Here is a 16,878-nt window from a genome sequence, read left to right on the forward strand (position 1 = left end):
AGGTAATAAGGGCAATATCCGCAGCATCCGCTAACACATCCCCCCAAGGTGTTTGTTCAGCAAACCATCCATCGCGCGTTTGCACACCGCAAACTCTAGCGCGAGATACTCCGCAAACAGCTGTGAAGCCAGCTGTTTGCGGATGTGAGAGTTGAGGAATTCGCCGCGCGCCTTTCGGCACGGCTAACTGTCACTCCAGTGAAATACCAGGTTGCGCGCAGCCCCCGAGCCAACATCCGCGGTATCACGTCGCTCCTGACCAGCACGCGATGCAACGACCGTGTACTTGCCAGGCGGAAGCTGAACGTAAACCAGCGGACCGGCCTCAGTCAGGGTCAACACGCTTTTCCCCTGCGCATTTTGAATGGCGACATTTACATCCGGAATGTATTCGTTACCGACGCCGACGGAGAATGTCATATGCAGGTTGTAGCCCTTGGTTTGCTGGATGGCTTTCGCCTCATCTTCACCGATACCACCGGACAGGTAGGCAATTCCGTTTTGTTCCTGGCGTTGGACCTGCACACCCGAAGTGTCGACCGGTTCGAGGCTGGCGGCCTGTCCGATGACCGGAAACATCGACATGCCGATAGCGACAACAAAGGGCAGGAACAGTGTCTGAACATACTTCATGATGACGCCTCCCGGGCTCCGCGGAACCCTTTCGTTACCTAATTTTGATTTCCGGCGCGGTCGTCATGTTTTAGAACGATTTGTACTTGAATGCGCTACGAAACGTACTACAAGGATCGCTCCGATGACCTCACCTACCATCAGCCCGATCGTGCCGACGTAGCTGGCATTTCCTTCGCGCTTCTCAGTTGCGTCCTGCATCACTGACAGCCCACTCTTGCCATCCTCTTCTGCCTGTTAAACCTGCCGCGGAAGACTTCATGAGCGCCCTCGAACCCCATCACACACAAGATCCACAAATCACCTCACTGGTTGGCCATCTTGGTGAGTTAATCCGGCAGGCGCGACATAAGCTACTGCGAGCAGTCGATACCGCCCAGGTGCAAACCTACTGGAACATCGGACGACATATAGTGGAGTTTGAACAAGAGGGCTCCCGGCGCGCGGTATACGGCAAGCAGTTGCTGGCAACGCTTGCGAAGGTGCTGACAGTGGAGTTCGGGAAGGGTTTTGACGAAACCAACTTGCGAAAGATGCGCCTGTTCTATCAGGCGTTTCCAATTCGAGACGCACTGCGTCTCGAATTGAGCTGGACGCACTACCGCAGGCTTCTACGCGTGGACAATGAGAAGGCGCGCAAGTGGTACATGGACGAAGCAGCTGGCCAAAACTGGTCGAGCCGCAGTCTTGAGCGCCAGATCAATACGCTCTACTACGAACGTCTCCTGATGAGTCGTGACAAGTTTGCAGTCATGGCAGAGGCCGCCACCAACATTGATCCAATGAGCAACGATCCCCGGAATTTCATCCGGGATCCCGTGATGCTGGAGTTTCTTGGCCTACCCAATACCGGAATCGTCTTGGAAACCAGACTTGAGCAGGCCCTGATCGAGCAACTCCAGGGTTTTCTGCTTGAGCTGGGTAAGGGGTTTGCTTTCATTGACCGCCAACAACGCATCAGCACCGAAGGTCGAGACTTCTACATCGATCTGGTGTTTTACAATTACCTGCTCAAATGCTTTGTTATTTTCGATCTCAAGCGCGGAGAATTGACACATCAGGATGTGGGCCAGATGGACATGTATGTGCGCATGTATGACGATATCAAACGAAGCGAGGAAGACGGCCCAACTGTCGGCATTATTCTCTGCGCGCAAAAAAACGAGTCTGTAGTGCGCTATTCGGTCCTCCAGGGCAATGAGCAACTCTTCGCCAGCAAATACAAGTTGGTACTACCGAGCGAGGATGAGCTGCGAGCGGAACTGGATCGGGAACGAGCAAGGCTCGAAGAGCGCCTTTTCGACCAGATGCCTGAGTAAAGCGGCTCGATTGTTCAGGCGCGACATGAGGACTATCTTAGGCAGCTACCCGCAAAGGTCCGACGCCAATGAATTTGCAGGACGCCCCCTCACTCGCCCCGACTCAAATCGAGCTGCCACTGACGCCTGGCACTTCGGGCGAACCGTTCAAGCAAGCTGCCGCCGACGGTTTCATCCTTGGCGGCTTCATCTGGCGGCATGCGCGACAGGACACTTCCCGGGCAGTGGTCATCATCAACGCCGCCACCTCAGTCCGCTGCCGACACTACTCGCGTTTCGCCGATTACCTGTTTGCCAACGGCTTCGATGTCATCACCTACGACTACCGCGGCATTGGCGAATCACGGCCAGCGTCTATGAAAGGACTGAAAGCGACCTGGTCCGACTGGGGCGCCCTGGACTTCGAGGCGATGCTCAAGCGCGTACAGCGTGACTTTCCCGGCCAGTCGATCGACGTGGTCGGTCACAGCTTTGGAGGCTGCGCAGCGGGCTTGGGTGCATCCGGCCAGCTCATTCGCCACCTGGTAACGGTCGGCGCGCAATTCGCTTACTGGCGCGACTATGCACCCGCTCACCGCTGGCGGATGTTTGCCAAGTGGCACGTGGTAATGCCGGTGGTGACGAGGCTGTGCGGATATTTTCCCGGCAAACGCCTCGGCTGGCTGGAAGACACCCCGGCCGGTGTAGTCCAAGACTGGAGCACGCCCACCGCTCGTTACGAAAAGCGCCCCAGCGGCCAGGACAGCCATGTCAGGAACTTCGCTGCGGTCACCGCGAAAACCCTGGCGATCAGCATCAGCGACGATCCCTACGGCACAATCCCCGCCATCGAACGCCTGCTCCGCTACTTCACTGGCAGCACAAACACCCACCTGCGCATAACCCCCGAAGACATCGGCGAACAAGAAGTTGGACATTTCGCCTTTTTTCGCAGCGCATACCAAGCCACACTATGGCCCATCGCACTGTCCTGGCTGCAAAACGGCGAGCTGGCCCCCGGTACACCCGGGCAAACAGTGCCACGCAACTGAGCCACCAGCCCTTTTCAACGAAATACGGAACGACGCCCATGGCCTCCGCCAACAAGCAGCACAAACGCGCCTCCCGCGCCAAGGCCAAGGCCAAGCAGAACCGCACCCAGCGGGCTGCCGCGCCGGTCGAGCTCGACCCGAACGACGACCGCATCGATTTCGAATCGGTGGACCTGACCGAATTGTTCAAGAAAATGATCGACGCCGAGAAGATCAGCCAGCAAGCCATGTGCGCGGCCTTCCTCGAAGACCCGTTGCTGGAACTGGTGTACGAGCAGGAAGGCGAAGAAGGCGCGATGGACTTTATCCTCGCCGCACTGATTGAATATCGCCAATGGTCGGCCGAAACCGACGAAGCGGGCGCCCTGGCGTGGATCGAATCACCAGCCTTCCAGGCTGACTACGTGGCGGCGTCCGACGCCATCGCGGCACAAACCCAACAGAAACCGAACTGAGTTCCCATGGCCTCCCTGAACAAGCAACAGAAACGCGCCAAACGCGCAAAAGCCAAAGCCAAGCAAATCAATATCCACGGCAGAAAACCCGCCGCGCTGGACGATGACCTTGGCGAAATCGGCGAGCCGATCCCGGAATACACCCTGGCAATGTTCAGCAAAATGCGCGACGCCGAAGCCATCAGCCGCAAGGAAATGCTTGCCGTGCTGCTGACGAATCTCGCCTTCATCATCATCGACCATCCAGAACTGCTGGACATGGAAAACGCCGATGACGAAGGCATGGCCGCCACTCACCTGGCCGCCGATATGCTGATCGACTACCGCATGTGGGCCGACGGCATGGACCGCGACGCTGCCCAGGCATGGCTGAGCGAGCCACAGTTCATCGCCGATTTCAGCGCAGCACTGGATGTCTACCGCGAGTCGCTGGAAACGCCGGAAGAAAAAGCCGAGTAACGGTTACGCCTCAAACAAAAACGGCCGCTTGTCATCACTGACAGCGGCCGTTTTGCGTTACGCGGTATGAATCAGTTCAACACCACCGCGCCACCTTTTTCCAGCTTGCGACGGCGAGCCACCAGCAAACCAGCAGCCACCACCAGCACGCTGAGCAGGCCAGTCGCGAGGATTTCCACACGATGAGCTTCCTGGAACAGCATGATGGTCAAGGCACCGACGATGAAAATGATCACCGCGTAGGTCAGGCCCGGGAACAACCACATGCTGAAGACGATTTTCTCGCCGCGAGCCATACGCTGCTTGCGCATGCGCAGTTGCGAGATCGCAATTACCAGGTACACCAGCAGCGCAATGGCGCCGGAGCTGGCCAACAGGAACTCGAACACCGCAGCCGGGGCCACGTAGTTGGCGAAGGTTGCCAGGAACGCAGCACCAGTGGACAGCATCACCGCCCAGTAAGGGGTGCCGCTTTTGTTGGTGCGAGTAGACATGGCCGGCGCATCGCCGCGCTTGCCCAGGGAGAAGAGCATGCGCGACGAGGTGTACAGCGCTGAGTTCAGGCAGCTGGTCACGGCGACCAGTACGACGATGTCGACGATCATCTTGGCGTTAGGAATACCCATGCGCTCAAGCACGGTCTGGTAGGAGCCCAGGCTCGCCAGCACCGGATCGTTCCAAGGCACCAGGGCCACGACGATGAAAATGGATACGAGGTAGAACAAGCCGATCCGCCAGATCACAGAGTTGGTGGCCTTGGAGATTTGCTTGCCAGGGTTCTTCGATTCCGCGGCCGCAATGGTCACGATCTCGGTGCCCATGAAGGAGAACATGGTGGTCAGGATGGCGCCCAACACCGCGCCCATGCCGTTTGGCAGGAAGCCCTGGGTGTCGAACAGATGGGAAACGCCGCTGACCTGGCTGCCCGGGAGGAAGCCGAAAATGGCCATGACGCCCAGAACGATGAAGCCGATGATGGCCAACACTTTGATCAGGGCAAACCAGAACTCGAACTCACCGTAGTTCTTCACGCTGAACAGGTTGGTCACGGTCAACAGCATCGTGATGACCAAGGCAAAGGCCCAGATATCCACACCTGGGAACCAGGCGTGCAGGATGGTTGCGGCGGCGTTGGCTTCCAACGGAATCACCAGGACCCAGAACCACCAGTACAGCCAGCCGATGGTGAAACCGGCCCAGTGACCAATCGCGCGATCGGCGTATGTCGAGAAGGAGCCCGTGTCCGGCGAGGCAACAGCCATTTCACCGAGCATGCGCATCACCAGCACTACCAGCATGCCGGCGGCGGCGTAAGCCAGAAGCACGGCCGGGCCTGCTGCAGCGATGGCGTGGCCCGAGCCAACGAACAGGCCGGCGCCGATAACCCCGGCGATCGAAAGCATGGTGACATGCCGCGGTTTGAGCCCCTGTTCGAGGCCGTTAGAGCTTTGGATACTGCTCATTGAAACTACCTTTGTAAGGAAAAGCGAATGCATGCATCCCGCTTGTGTTCCTTCTTGTAAAAAGAAACAAACGGGGCGTTCCGGAATCTGCACGCAATAATTGCGCCAAAATGTTTCAAAGCCGTCTAGCTCGGGAATTTCATCCTGACCGGACAGTCATCGCAAGCCATTGATATTAATGGCACTTTGCCAAAGCGTTACCCTGCGACTCACTTTAGGAGCAATCCAGCGCACCGGAAACACACGTAGAAATTCCTCGATGCACGATAAAAGGGCAGATCCGGCACCATTGGCCCTTTAGCGCTTCCAACCCCCCGCCAAAGCTGGCAACATCGCGCCCTTTTTTACGCGACAGCCACCGCGCTTTTGTCTGAAAGCAGGGTTCAAACGGCTGTTCGGTTGTTGATGGGGCGACAGTCTGCTGTACCGATGCGACAACCTGCCACATACCACCCGTTTACTGCCCGTAGCGCTGTTGGCTGCCCTTGAAACGCTATGCTAGCTTGGCCGCCTCGCCAGGAAGGCCACCAACAGCAGGAGCGAATACACAATGAGGAACGCACATGGCTGAGGCCACGCCCGCGCTTGAAATCCGCAACTTGCACAAACGCTACGGCTCGCTGGAGGTACTCAAGGGTATCTCGCTGACCGCCCGCGACGGCGACGTGATCTCGATCCTCGGCTCCTCCGGTTCCGGCAAGTCCACGTTCCTGCGTTGCATCAACCTGCTGGAAAACCCACACCAGGGTCAGATCCTGGTGGCCGGCGAGGAACTCAAGCTCAAGGCCGCGAAGAACGGCGAACTGGTCGCTGCCGACGGCAAGCAGATCAACCGACTGCGCAGCGAAATAGGTTTTGTATTTCAAAACTTTAACCTGTGGCCGCACATGAGCGTGCTCGACAACATCATCGAGGCCCCGCGCCGCGTACTTGGCCAGAGCAAGGCCGAAGCCATCGAAGTCGCCGAAGCCCTGCTGGCCAAGGTCGGCATCGCCGACAAGCGCCACGCCTACCCGGCGCAATTGTCCGGCGGCCAGCAACAACGTGCGGCCATCGCCCGCACCCTGGCCATGCAGCCCAAGGTCATCCTGTTCGACGAGCCCACTTCCGCGCTTGACCCGGAAATGGTCCAGGAAGTACTTAATGTCATCCGCGCACTGGCCGAAGAAGGCCGCACCATGCTGCTGGTCACCCATGAGATGGGCTTTGCCCGTCAGGTCTCCAGCGAAGTGGTGTTCCTCCACCAGGGCCTGGTAGAAGAGCAAGGATCGCCACAGCAGGTGTTTGAAAACCCGCTTTCGGCGCGCTGCAAACAATTCATGTCCAGCAACCGCTAACGGAGCTAACCGCATGCGCAATTACAAGAAGGTCTTCCTGGCCGCCGCCGTTACCCTGGCGTTCAGCGCCGGTGCCATGGCCGAAACCCTGAAGATGGGCATCGAAGCGGCCTACCCGCCGTTCAACAATAAAGATGCCAGTGGCAATGTCGTCGGCTTCGACAAGGAAATCGGCGACGCCCTGTGCGCCAAGATGAAAGTCGAGTGCACCGTCGTGACCTCCGACTGGGACGGCATCATCCCCGCCCTGAACGCCAAGAAGTTCGACTTCCTGATCTCCTCAATGTCGATCACCGACGAGCGCAAGCAAGCGGTGGACTTCACCGACCCGTACTACTCCAACAAGCTGCAGTTCATCGCCAAGAAAGACGTCGATTTCAAGACCGACAAGGCTTCCCTGCAGGGCAAAGTGATCGGCGCGCAGCGCGCGACGCTGGCGGGTACCTGGCTGGAAGACAACATGGAAGGCGTTGAAGTCAAACTCTACGACACCCAGGAAAACGCTTACCTGGACCTGACTTCCGGTCGCCTTGACGGCATCCTGGCCGACAAGTACGTCAACTATGAGTGGCTCAAGAGCGACGCAGGCAAATCCTACGAGTTCAAAGGCGACCCAGTGGAAGAAAGCGACAAGATCGGTATCGCCGTTCGCAAGAACGACCCTATCCGCGAGAAGCTGAACACTGCGCTCAAGGAAATCGTTGCCGACGGCACCTACAAGAAGATCAACGACAAGTACTTCCCGTTCAGCATCTATTGATCCTGACCTGCCTGACCGGCGCCTGATGGCGCCGGTCACGGTATTGCCTGCCGCGATTTGAAAAGAAATCCATGATTATCGACCTCTACGGATTCGGCCCGGCGCTCGCCGCTGGCGCGCTGATGACTGTGAAACTGGCACTCTCGGCCCTGTGCCTGGGGCTGGTGCTCGGTCTGCTCGGCGCCTTGGCCAAGACTTCCCCGTACAAGCCGTTGCAATGGCTTGGCGGCACATACTCGACACTGGTTCGCGGCATCCCGGAGCTGCTCTGGGTGCTGTTGATCTACTTCGGCACCGTTAACCTGATGCGCGCCCTGGGCGAGTTTTTCGGTAACCCCGACCTTGAGCTCAATGCCTTCGCTGCGGGCGTGATTGCCCTGGGCCTGTGCTTTGGCGCCTACGCCACGGAAGTGTTTCGCGGCGCGATCCTCGCCATACCCAAAGGCCATCGTGAAGCCGGCGTGGCCCTGGGCCTGTCGAAATTTCGCATCTTCACCAAGTTGATCATGCCGCAGATGTGGCGCATCGCCCTGCCGGGCCTGGGCAACCTGTTCATGATCCTGATGAAGGACACCGCGCTGGTGTCGGTGATCGGCCTGGAAGAAATCATGCGTCACGCGCAAATCGGCGTGACCGTCTCCAAGCAACCGTTCACCTTTTATATGGTCGCGGCGTTCATGTATCTGAGTCTGACGATTCTAGCCATGACCGGCATGCACTTCCTGGAAAAACGCGCCGCTCGCGGCTTCGCGAGGAGCGCCCAATGAACTGGGAAGTCATCATCAAGTGGCTGCCGAAACTGGCCCAGGGCGCAACCCTGACCCTGGAACTGGTCGCCATTGCCGTCATCGCCGGCCTCCTGCTGGCGATCCCGCTGGGCATCGCGCGTTCGTCGCGCCTGTGGTGGGTGCGAGCGTTTCCCTACGCCTACATCTTCTTTTTCCGCGGTACGCCGTTGCTGGTCCAACTGTTCCTCGTCTATTACGGGCTGGCGCAGTTCGACGCGATCCGTAATAGCTCGATGTGGCCCTACCTGCGCGATCCGTTCTGGTGTGCGACAGCCACCATGACCCTGCACACTGCCGCCTACATCGCTGAAATCCTGCGCGGCGCGATCCAGGCGATACCGCCGGGTGAGATCGAAGCGGCTCGGGCGCTGGGCATGTCCAAAGCCAAGGCGCTGATCTACATCATGCTGCCCCGCGCGGCGCGCATCGGCCTGCCGGCCTACAGCAACGAAGTGATCCTGATGCTCAAGGCCAGCGCCCTGGCCAGCACCGTGACGTTGCTGGAACTGACCGGCATGGCCCGTACCATCATCGCCCGGACCTACCTGCCGGTGGAGATCTTCTTCGCCGCTGGCATGTTCTATCTGCTGATGGCCTACGTGCTGGTACGCGGCTTCAAGCTGCTGGAGCGCTGGTTGCGCGTCGATGCCTGCCAAGGGCGTTGATCCTCAGGTGCTGACGGGCGAGGAACTGCTCGCCCGTTTTACCGCGCTGGACACTTTTCTTACAGCGCACCAGGCCCTGTGGAAACCTCGCCCCTTCACACATCTGCAACTGCCCTGGGAAACCACCTACCCCGAACTCGCCACTTGGCTTCGCGGGCGATCGCTGGAAGAGGCGGAAAGCGCTCACAACCACCCTGCCCTTGTAGATGCGCCGCAGCCTTTTGCTGCATTGGCGGACATGTCCCTGGCACTGAGTGCGCTGGATGAATTGCCTGCTCATACGCTCGAAGCGCCGGCTCATCGATTGAATGTGGATGTTCCAGGGCGCAAGTGGCAGCAAATTGAAGCCTTTGCCGGTCGACTGCAGTTTGCTGATCCCGCCAGGCATTGGCTGGACTGGTGTTCGGGCAAGGGACACCTGGGCCGCCGCCTGCTACAACCCGGACAGCAACTCACCTGCCTGGAATACGATCCAGCGCTGGTTGCCAGCGGCCAGGCACTCAGCCAGCACCATCGACTGCACGCGCTGCATGTCGAACAGGATGTACTGGCGGCCAATGCGGCAGCGCTATTGGAAGCTCGACATACACCCGTCGCACTGCATGCCTGCGGCGATTTGCACGTGAGACTGATCCGGCTCGCCAGCGCAGCCGGCTGCAAGCAACTGGCCATCGCCCCTTGCTGCTACAACCGGACCCACCTGACACGGTATTCGCCGATGTCCTCGGCCGCGCAATACTCTGACCTGCAGCTGTCCCTCGATGATCTGGGGCTGCCAATGAGTGAAACCGTCACCGCCGGCGCCCGCGTACGACGCCAACGCGACACCTCGATGGCCCGACGCCTGGGCTTTGACTTGTTGCAAAGGCAACTGCGCGGCGTCGACGAGTACCTGCCAACCCCATCCCTGCCCAACGCCTGGCTGGAAAAATCCTTTGCCGAATACTGCCAGCACTTGGCCGAACTCAAAGAGTTATCCACAGTCGGCGCCCAAAATTGGCCCGAGCTCGAGGCCGCCGGATGGCAGCGCCTTGCCCAGGTACGCAATCTAGAGCTCCTGCGCGGACTTTTCCGACGCCCATTGGAACTTTGGCTGGTGCTCGATCGGGCCCTTTTCCTGCAAGAACAGGGTTACACCGTTCGCCTCGGCACCTTCTGCGAATCCTCGATCACACCGCGTAACATCCTGCTGCTGGCGGAACACCCTTAACGCCTCACAGCCTGTGGATAACTCTGTTGATGAAATATTCATGGATCCAATCTTTACAGCTGCTTCAGCCCTGAAACAACGCTGATCAAATTTCGCACACTGAATAAAAAACCCAAAAAACAGGCATTTGCGAACTAATGAGAACGGATCCACAAAATCACTGTAAACCGGGTGAATCGAAAATCCCGTTGTGCATAAGCATTCGATCAAAAGACATAATCAACGACGGATCGGCCCGGCAGCACGCAAGAAAATGCAGCGCCGAGACCTCGTTTTGCACCGCGCGATGACAACCAGTGTGGGTCGAAAGACCTCAACAGAAGCCCGCGCAAAAATAGTCTGAATTCAGGGGTTTACAGAACCTTCCCAATCGCTATAATCGTCGCCCTGACATGCCGGTATAGCTCAGATGGTAGAGCAACTGACTTGTAATCAGTAGGTCCCGGGTTCGATTCCTGGTGCCGGCACCATACAAAACAAAGGCTCGCAGCGATGCGGGCCTTTTGTTTATCTGCGATAAAGCAAAGCGCACCTCATCTATCGTGCAGATGCTTCTTCAAGAACGACCGGGTTCGTTCGTGGACCGGATTCTGCAAGATCTCTGCTGGCGCCCCTTCCTCTACGACAACCCCACCGTCCATAAAGACAATCCGGTCTGCAACTTCGCCTGCAAAACGCATTTCATGGGTGACGATCAACATTGTCATATGCTCGGCCGCGAGCTGCTTCATGACTTGATTGACCTCTTCGACGAGCTCTGGGTCCAGCGCCGATGTGGCCTCATCGAACAGCATGACTTTCGGTTGCATAGCCAGTGCCCTGGCGATGGCAACGCGCTGCTTCTGCCCCCCTGACAGTCGAGAAGGATACTCATCGAATTTGTTGGCCAGCCCAACTTTTGACAAATATTCCATTGCCAACTCACGAGCTTCTTTCTTCGAAAGCCCTTTAAGCTTGATCGGGCCAAGGGCTATATTTTCATACACGGTCAAGTGCGGAAATAAATTGAAGTGCTGGAATACCATGCCCATCTGCTGGCGCACAGCGTTTATATGCTGTTCAAACGCACGACCTTTCAACGCCCGATTGACTTGCTCACCCTCTAGCCAGATCTCGCCATCGTTCAAAACTTCCAGGTGGTTGATTGACCGCAGGAGCGTACTTTTGCCAGAGCCACTGGGACCAATGATAGCGATGATTTGCCCTCGAGTTACGCAAAGATCGATTCCCTTGAGTACTTCAAGTGCTCCGTAGGCCTTACGAGCGCCCCTCACCTCAACCATGAATTCATTTCTGGTCATCGTGACATCTCTACCTTACTTTCGAGAAGATGCAAGCCCGCCTCGAGAACAAGATTGGCTGCATAATAAATAACCGCGACCGTCAGATAAAACTCAAACGGGCTATAAGTCTCGCTTACTGCAAGTTGCGCGCTATATACCAATTCGGCAATTCCGATAATAGAAACCAGTGAAGTGTCCTTGAGCAGGACAATCATGTTATTTCCAAGCGGCGCAATCGTCCTGCGTAGCGCTTGCGGCACGATGATGTAGCGCTGAGTCTGTCCACGACTGAAGCCTATGGACCGGGCACCTTCAATTTGACCAGGGTCTACTGACATCACACCAGCACGAATGACGTCGGCATTGTAGACGGCGAAGTGCAGGCTAAGGCCTATGATGCCAGCCACCAGTGCAGGAATATCGATCCCCACTTGCACAAGACCGTAATAAATCAAATACAACTGAAGCAGGAGTGGGGTCCCCATGAGCAGCCAGGTCATAAAGCGCACGGGTAGCGCCAGGATTTTAGGCGCATACAGAACGATCAGTGCAAAGGCTACCCCGGCGATCAAGCTCAATACGCTTGAGCTTAGAAACATCACGACCGTCCACCAAAGGCCCGTCGCCAGCAATTCGGAATAGGGAGTAACGATACTAAGATCCAGGTTTTGCATCTGAATGCTCTCACCTTGCCGCGAAGCGATTATCGAGGTAGTCAACAAGAAATCTAACCGAATAGACCATCACGATATAAAGCAATGCAGACACCATAAAAATCTCAAAAGGCTTGTACGTTGAACTGATAAAACGTTGCGCGGTATAGGACAGTTCAACAACGGAGATCGTCGACACCAACGCAGACCCTTTTATAAGCGCGACAGCATTTACGCCCAGCGGCCTTATCATCAGTTTTGCAGCTTGTGGCAGCTTGATAAGCCATAAAGTTTGCCCGCGCCCAAAACCAATTGAACGTGCGGCTTCTTCCTGGCCAGGATCAACGTTGATGATTGCGCCACGGATCGATTCCGCCATGTAGGCCGCGATGTTCAGGCCCAAGCCGATTACGCCAGCGGCAAACGGCTCCAATTCAAGGCCGACCTGCGGCCCACCAAAGTAAATGATGAATAGCTGAACCAGACAGGGAGTGCCGCGAAAAACACTGATGTAGATTCTTGCGAGGCTCCTAAATATGAGAAAAGTGGACAACCGCGCAGCAACCAGCACGATAGCGACCAGGAAACCCAGCAGGAGTGCAAGTACCGAGATTTGCACCGTAATCCAGGACGCTTCCAGGAAAAACGGGAATGTGCGCTGTATGAGTGTCAGATCCATGGAAACGCTCGGAAAAGGCCGATTGACTGGCCCGACGAAAAGTCGGGCCACGCTAAAGATGAATTAGCGGATATCGTTGCCAATCCACTTCATGGAGATCTTTTCGTAGGTGCCGTCGGCGAGCATTTCTTCAAGCGCCTTCTGCATCGTCGCCTTGAGCTCAGGATTATTTTTGCGCAGGGCAATACCCATGCCTTCAATGCCACCATCGCTCTCGGGCGGAGTAATGATGCGGACCTTCTGCCCGGTCTCCTTGACTGCGACCAACACCGGAACACTGTCCATCACCAGCGCGTCGATACGACCGGCATCCAGGTCAACCAGCATTTCCTGAAGCCCCTTATACGACCTCACCTTCAAGTTGCCGCGAGCCCTGGCCCATTTATCGTGGGCATCTCCGAGCGTAACGCCAACAGTGACATCTTTAAGATCATCAAAGCTTTTGATCGAAGAGTTGTCCTTCACCACGATCGTACGACCAGCATGGTAATAGGGCCCAACGAAATCCACGGCCCTCTGGCGTTCCGGGGTGATGGTCATGGACGCGATAATGGCGTCGTATTTTTTCGCAAGAAGACCCGCAATGATTCCGTCGAACGGGGTCGTGATGATCGTCACTTTTACCCCCATCCGCTCTGCCAGTGCCTCGCTGATGGAGGCGTCGAATCCGACAACCTTGTTGTTCTCGTTAACAAAGCTGAAAGGAACGTATTGGCCACTCATCGCGATACGAATCTCTTGGGCATCCTGAATCGACTTCAAATCATCAGCGTGAACAGCGGAGGTGAAAACCAGTGCCCCAGCCAACACGGTGGAAGCAACAATCAAGTCCTTGAGCTTTTTAATTAGCATTGGATTGCACCTCGGAAGAATTATTATTTATTTTTTTTGGGGCTCTTCACCCAGCCTTCAGGAAAAGCTTTGCACAGGCAATTCTGGAAAGCACCCGGCAAGGTGCCAGCCTGCCTGACACATTGCCGGAGTTGACCGACACTATGCCGGGAAGACAGCGTGCGACGAGACTGAGCAAGTGCCCCTGGTCGCAAGCCACCGACCTAAACGGCTTACTGCAGTGCGGCCTTGAAGCTTTCGTCCAGGACTTCAAGTAGAAAGTCCGCATTCTTCTGACTGAAAATCATCGACGGACGCATTTTCAGGACATTGTCATAAGGGCCTTCAGTACCGATCAAAACACCTCGTTCCCTGGCACCGTCGGCTACTTTTTTGGCCAGCGCAGTGGCTGGAGTTTTCGTCTTGCGATCGGTGACAAGTTCTATCCCCAGAAAAAGACCCAGCCCGCGCACATCGCCAATTGCATCGTATCGCTGCTGCAATTTTCGGAAGCCGTCGAGCAGATAGTTACCCATGGTTAGTGCGTTGAGTTTCAAGTTATCGCGCTCAATTACATCGAGCACAGAAAGCCCTACCGCACAGGAAACCGGACTGCCGGCAAAAGTATTGAAATACTCCATGCCATTGTTGAAGCTGTCGGCAATCTCACGCGTGGTCACGACTGCGGACATGGGATGTCCGTTACCAATGGGTTTGCCCATGGAAACTGCATCGGGAACGACGCCTTGGGTTTCAAATGCCCACCAGTGGCTACCGACTCGACCAAAGCCGACCTGGACTTCGTCAGCCAGGCAAAGACCGCCCTCTGCCCGAACCATTGCGTAAACTTCTTTCAAGTAGTTTTGCGGGAAGAACAATTGCCCGGCGACACTTGGAATGGACTCCGCCAAAAAGAAAGCTGGGGATCTGCCTTGCTTGCGCATGATCTCGATCTGATCCGCCACACTTTCAGCGAATCGCTTGCCAAGTTCCTCGAACGGCCAGTCTTGCGCAGCTCGGTAAGCATCCGGGACAGCCGCCTCGAACACATGGTCTGCACGCCCTTTACCGGCCTTGCGCTTATATTTGTAAGGGCTGAGGTCGATCAGCTCCTGTGTCGTGCCGTGGTACGCCCAATCCAGCACAATGGCGTCGTTACGCCCCGTGTGATTGCGCGCCATACGAAGCATCAGGCTGTTTGCTTCACTGCCTGAACAGCCGAAGGAAGCGACCGCCAAACCTTCAGGTAACGTAGCGGTGAGCCGCTCTGCGTACTCCACGATATTATCGTGCAGGTATCGCGTGTTGGTGTTCAGGCGCGCAGCCTGCCGTGAAAGCGCTTGCACCACATCTGGATGGGAGTGGCCGAGATGGCACACGTTATTGAAGCAATCCAGATACGCTCTTCCAAAGTTATCGATCAACCAAACCCCGTCACCGCGAACGAACTTGATCGGATCTGAATAGGAAATCGACAAGTTTGGAAGCAACAGTTCCTTACGCTTGGCAACGATCTCTGCCTTGGTGCGGCCGTCCTGGCTGTAGGTTTCCGGAGGAATTCCCGCGAGAGTCGATGCATCGGGAAAAAGGTCGGCCCATACATCTAGATAAGCCCGCTCACCTACGCCAATGAACTCGCTGGCTTTCAATCCGGTGTCGGTGGACATCTGAAAATGCACATGGGGAATCCACCCACCGTTTTCCGCATCTGCGCCCATGTATCCGACAAGCGCGCCAGCCTCAAGGTGGTCGCCGGGTTTGAGGCGCGCCAGCGCTTCATGAGCCATGTGCCCCCAAAGTGTCAGGAAGGGTGGGCAGCCTTCTGGTGAGTGCTTGAGCATGATCAAGCCCCCATAGCCAAGCGGCTCGCGCTCGACCTCGACGCTCTGCACCACACCTGCAACAGGTGTATAGAGAGGCGTGCCGGCGGGCATGATCAAATCGACACCGACGTGAATGATCCGACGCTGCCCTTCAATGAACCGCGATTCGAATGCCGCGTCGGTGTAGATGGTTCTTTCCTCGCCCCATGGTCCAATGCCAAGCGGCACCTTGTGCGCGGTGGAAAACTCATTCCACCACTGGGTTGCCTGCGCTGGTCGCTGCTCGGCTGAGGCAATCGTCATCACGTGCGAAGCATCGCCGAACGGAGCAATCGCTTTGTTCATGGTCGCAGCCGATGGACGCACGATATCCGCGAAAGACTTACTGTTTTCCACTACCCAGCAGCGAACCGCGCCAGCGCCTTCGATCGCGTCATAACCACAGGCTTTGCGCAAGATTGCCGTCGCCAGTCGAGGGTTCATGCGATCCATCCTCTCCAGCAGGCGCCAGGCCGGCGCTTCGCTGATGGCAAGGTAGGGATTGTCTTGCGCCTGGCCGTATCGCGATGCCGACAAGGTGACGCTCGTGACCAGACGCATCGCTATGAGATTGAAGAGGACGTCGACCTCCTCCGGATGCAGAGGGTATTTCTCATGGAAACCGGCCGTGAGGGCGGCGGCCGCGCCAATTGGATCTTCCATGTCGAGAATGGAATAAGCACAGGTGATGGCAACTTCGGCAATCAGGATCGTATGGACCGCATCGCCGAAATCGATGATGCCTGAGACTTTCTGATGGTTCCCGGAGTCGACGAGGATGTTCCAGTCATTGCCATCATTGTGAATGACTTGAGTGCGCAAACGCGCGAGCTTGGGTTGAACCGTTTTTTCGAACGTATCAATGAACCGTTGCAGAATTGCTCTTTTGCCAGTGTCTTTCACGAAATGCAGACGTGAGCGCGAACGTGCGGCGTGACGCAAATCCCAGTCGAGATCACGTACCGCGCCCGCATGCATGAAACCCTGGAGTGCACGATCCACATCACCGAAAGACTGACCGAGGCTACGCATCAATTCGAACGTACGCTCGACCTCGGCAAGCGGCGTTCCTTGCAACCAGCTGACCAGGCGAACCGCATGGGTTTCGCCAGAAGCTGACACCGCCGAGGCGAGAAAATCACCCTCGCGGCTTTTCTTGAGAAAGGGCACGGCAAGCTCGGGGCTGTTACTGGCAAGGTGACTGAGAATGGCCGTCTGAAACTCGCTTTCAATTCGCGGTTCCGTCGAGTTGACGACTTTCAGGATCCACCCCGCATCGGTTCCTGTCTTCAACCGATAGTTGCGGTCTCGTTCGCCGTCCAGTGGCGTGGCCGTACCGATAACGTTGAAAAGCTGTTCACCGAGCTTTTCGGCATCCCCCGTCGAGAACTGGGGGGCGGGATGAGAAAGATTAGTCATGGTAATTGTTTTCCAAGCCATTTTTTTCAGA

16 protein-coding genes and 1 tRNA gene are annotated in these 16,878 nt (G+C 56.7%); 10 read left to right on the forward strand and 7 right to left on the reverse strand.

What is annotated here, in order from left to right:
• Nucleotides 1–183: 183 nt before the first annotated feature.
• On the reverse strand, nt 184–633 hold the full coding sequence (locus tag PSUM_RS21515) for a hypothetical protein (RefSeq protein ID WP_020795747.1): 450 nt from the start codon (nt 631–633) through the stop codon (nt 184–186).
• Between the two features lie 260 nt (nt 634–893).
• On the opposite strand from PSUM_RS21515, the gene PSUM_RS21520 reads away from it, so the two are divergent.
• The 4 genes from PSUM_RS21520 to PSUM_RS21535 all read left to right on the forward strand — a co-directional run bounded on the left by PSUM_RS21520 (nt 894) and on the right by PSUM_RS21535 (nt 3,897).
• On the forward strand, nt 894–1,952 hold the full coding sequence (locus PSUM_RS21520; protein ID WP_083350006.1) for a PDDEXK nuclease domain-containing protein: 1,059 nt from the start codon (nt 894–896) through the stop codon (nt 1,950–1,952).
• A gap of 68 nt (nt 1,953–2,020) precedes the next feature.
• Nucleotides 2,021–2,983, forward strand: coding sequence for an alpha/beta hydrolase family protein (locus tag PSUM_RS21525; RefSeq protein WP_083350005.1), 963 nt, complete (start codon nt 2,021–2,023; stop codon nt 2,981–2,983).
• Nucleotides 2,984–3,021: 38 nt separating this feature from the next.
• Nucleotides 3,022–3,438: a hypothetical protein gene (locus PSUM_RS21530; RefSeq protein WP_033038928.1), complete on the forward strand. Its 417-nt coding sequence runs from the start codon at nt 3,022–3,024 to the stop codon at nt 3,436–3,438.
• Nucleotides 3,439–3,444: 6 nt separating this feature from the next.
• Nucleotides 3,445–3,897, forward strand: a complete 453-nt coding sequence (locus tag PSUM_RS21535) for a hypothetical protein (protein ID WP_083350004.1) — start codon at nt 3,445–3,447, stop codon at nt 3,895–3,897.
• A 71-nt stretch (nt 3,898–3,968) separates the two neighbouring features.
• Here the strand turns inward: PSUM_RS21535 and gabP are convergent, their stop codons facing one another.
• Complete coding sequence (gene gabP / locus PSUM_RS21540; RefSeq protein WP_020795752.1) at nt 3,969–5,360, reverse strand: GABA permease; 1,392 nt, start codon at nt 5,358–5,360, stop codon at nt 3,969–3,971.
• Between the two features lie 563 nt (nt 5,361–5,923).
• Between gabP and PSUM_RS21545 the strand changes: the two genes are divergently transcribed.
• The 6 genes from PSUM_RS21545 to PSUM_RS21570 all read left to right on the forward strand — a co-directional run bounded on the left by PSUM_RS21545 (nt 5,924) and on the right by PSUM_RS21570 (nt 10,590).
• Entirely contained in the window at nt 5,924–6,697 is a 774-nt protein-coding gene (locus PSUM_RS21545; RefSeq protein ID WP_007972784.1) for an ABC transporter ATP-binding protein, read from the forward strand.
• Between the two features lie 13 nt (nt 6,698–6,710).
• The gene (locus tag PSUM_RS21550; RefSeq protein ID WP_020795753.1) at nt 6,711–7,457 is read left to right on the forward strand and encodes an ABC transporter substrate-binding protein; all 747 of its coding nucleotides are present in this window, start codon (nt 6,711–6,713) and stop codon (nt 7,455–7,457) included.
• Between the two features lie 71 nt (nt 7,458–7,528).
• Nucleotides 7,529–8,224: an ABC transporter permease gene (locus PSUM_RS21555; protein WP_020795754.1), complete on the forward strand. Its 696-nt coding sequence runs from the start codon at nt 7,529–7,531 to the stop codon at nt 8,222–8,224.
• Nucleotides 8,221–8,910: an ABC transporter permease gene (locus PSUM_RS21560; protein ID WP_033038935.1), complete on the forward strand. Its 690-nt coding sequence runs from the start codon at nt 8,221–8,223 to the stop codon at nt 8,908–8,910. The genes PSUM_RS21555 and PSUM_RS21560 overlap by 4 nt, the downstream gene beginning before the upstream one ends.
• On the forward strand, nt 8,891–10,120 hold the full coding sequence (locus tag PSUM_RS21565; RefSeq protein ID WP_083350003.1) for a methyltransferase: 1,230 nt from the start codon (nt 8,891–8,893) through the stop codon (nt 10,118–10,120). The genes PSUM_RS21560 and PSUM_RS21565 overlap by 20 nt, the downstream gene beginning before the upstream one ends.
• A gap of 394 nt (nt 10,121–10,514) precedes the next feature.
• Nucleotides 10,515–10,590, forward strand: a tRNA-Thr gene (locus PSUM_RS21570).
• A 63-nt stretch (nt 10,591–10,653) separates the two neighbouring features.
• Here PSUM_RS21570 and PSUM_RS21575 read toward each other — a convergent pair.
• From PSUM_RS21575 to PSUM_RS21595, 5 genes are all read right to left on the reverse strand, one after another.
• Complete coding sequence (locus PSUM_RS21575; protein WP_083350002.1) at nt 10,654–11,421, reverse strand: amino acid ABC transporter ATP-binding protein; 768 nt, start codon at nt 11,419–11,421, stop codon at nt 10,654–10,656.
• On the reverse strand, nt 11,418–12,077 hold the full coding sequence (locus PSUM_RS21580) for an amino acid ABC transporter permease (protein WP_033040002.1): 660 nt from the start codon (nt 12,075–12,077) through the stop codon (nt 11,418–11,420). Before PSUM_RS21580 ends, PSUM_RS21575 begins: the two co-directional genes overlap by 4 nt.
• A 10-nt stretch (nt 12,078–12,087) precedes the next feature.
• Complete coding sequence (locus tag PSUM_RS21585) at nt 12,088–12,735, reverse strand: amino acid ABC transporter permease (protein WP_083350001.1); 648 nt, start codon at nt 12,733–12,735, stop codon at nt 12,088–12,090.
• Nucleotides 12,736–12,798: 63 nt separating this feature from the next.
• On the reverse strand, nt 12,799–13,587 hold the full coding sequence (locus PSUM_RS21590; protein ID WP_083350000.1) for an ABC transporter substrate-binding protein: 789 nt from the start codon (nt 13,585–13,587) through the stop codon (nt 12,799–12,801).
• 212 nt (nt 13,588–13,799) lie between these two features.
• A complete protein-coding gene (locus PSUM_RS21595) occupies nt 13,800–16,847 on the reverse strand; it encodes an aminotransferase class III-fold pyridoxal phosphate-dependent enzyme (protein ID WP_083349999.1) in 3,048 nt (1,015 codons plus the stop codon).
• Nucleotides 16,848–16,878: the final 31 nt, after the last annotated feature.

It is taken from the genome of Pseudomonas umsongensis, assembly GCF_002236105.1.
GTDB lineage: Bacteria > Pseudomonadota > Gammaproteobacteria > Pseudomonadales > Pseudomonadaceae > Aquipseudomonas > Aquipseudomonas umsongensis.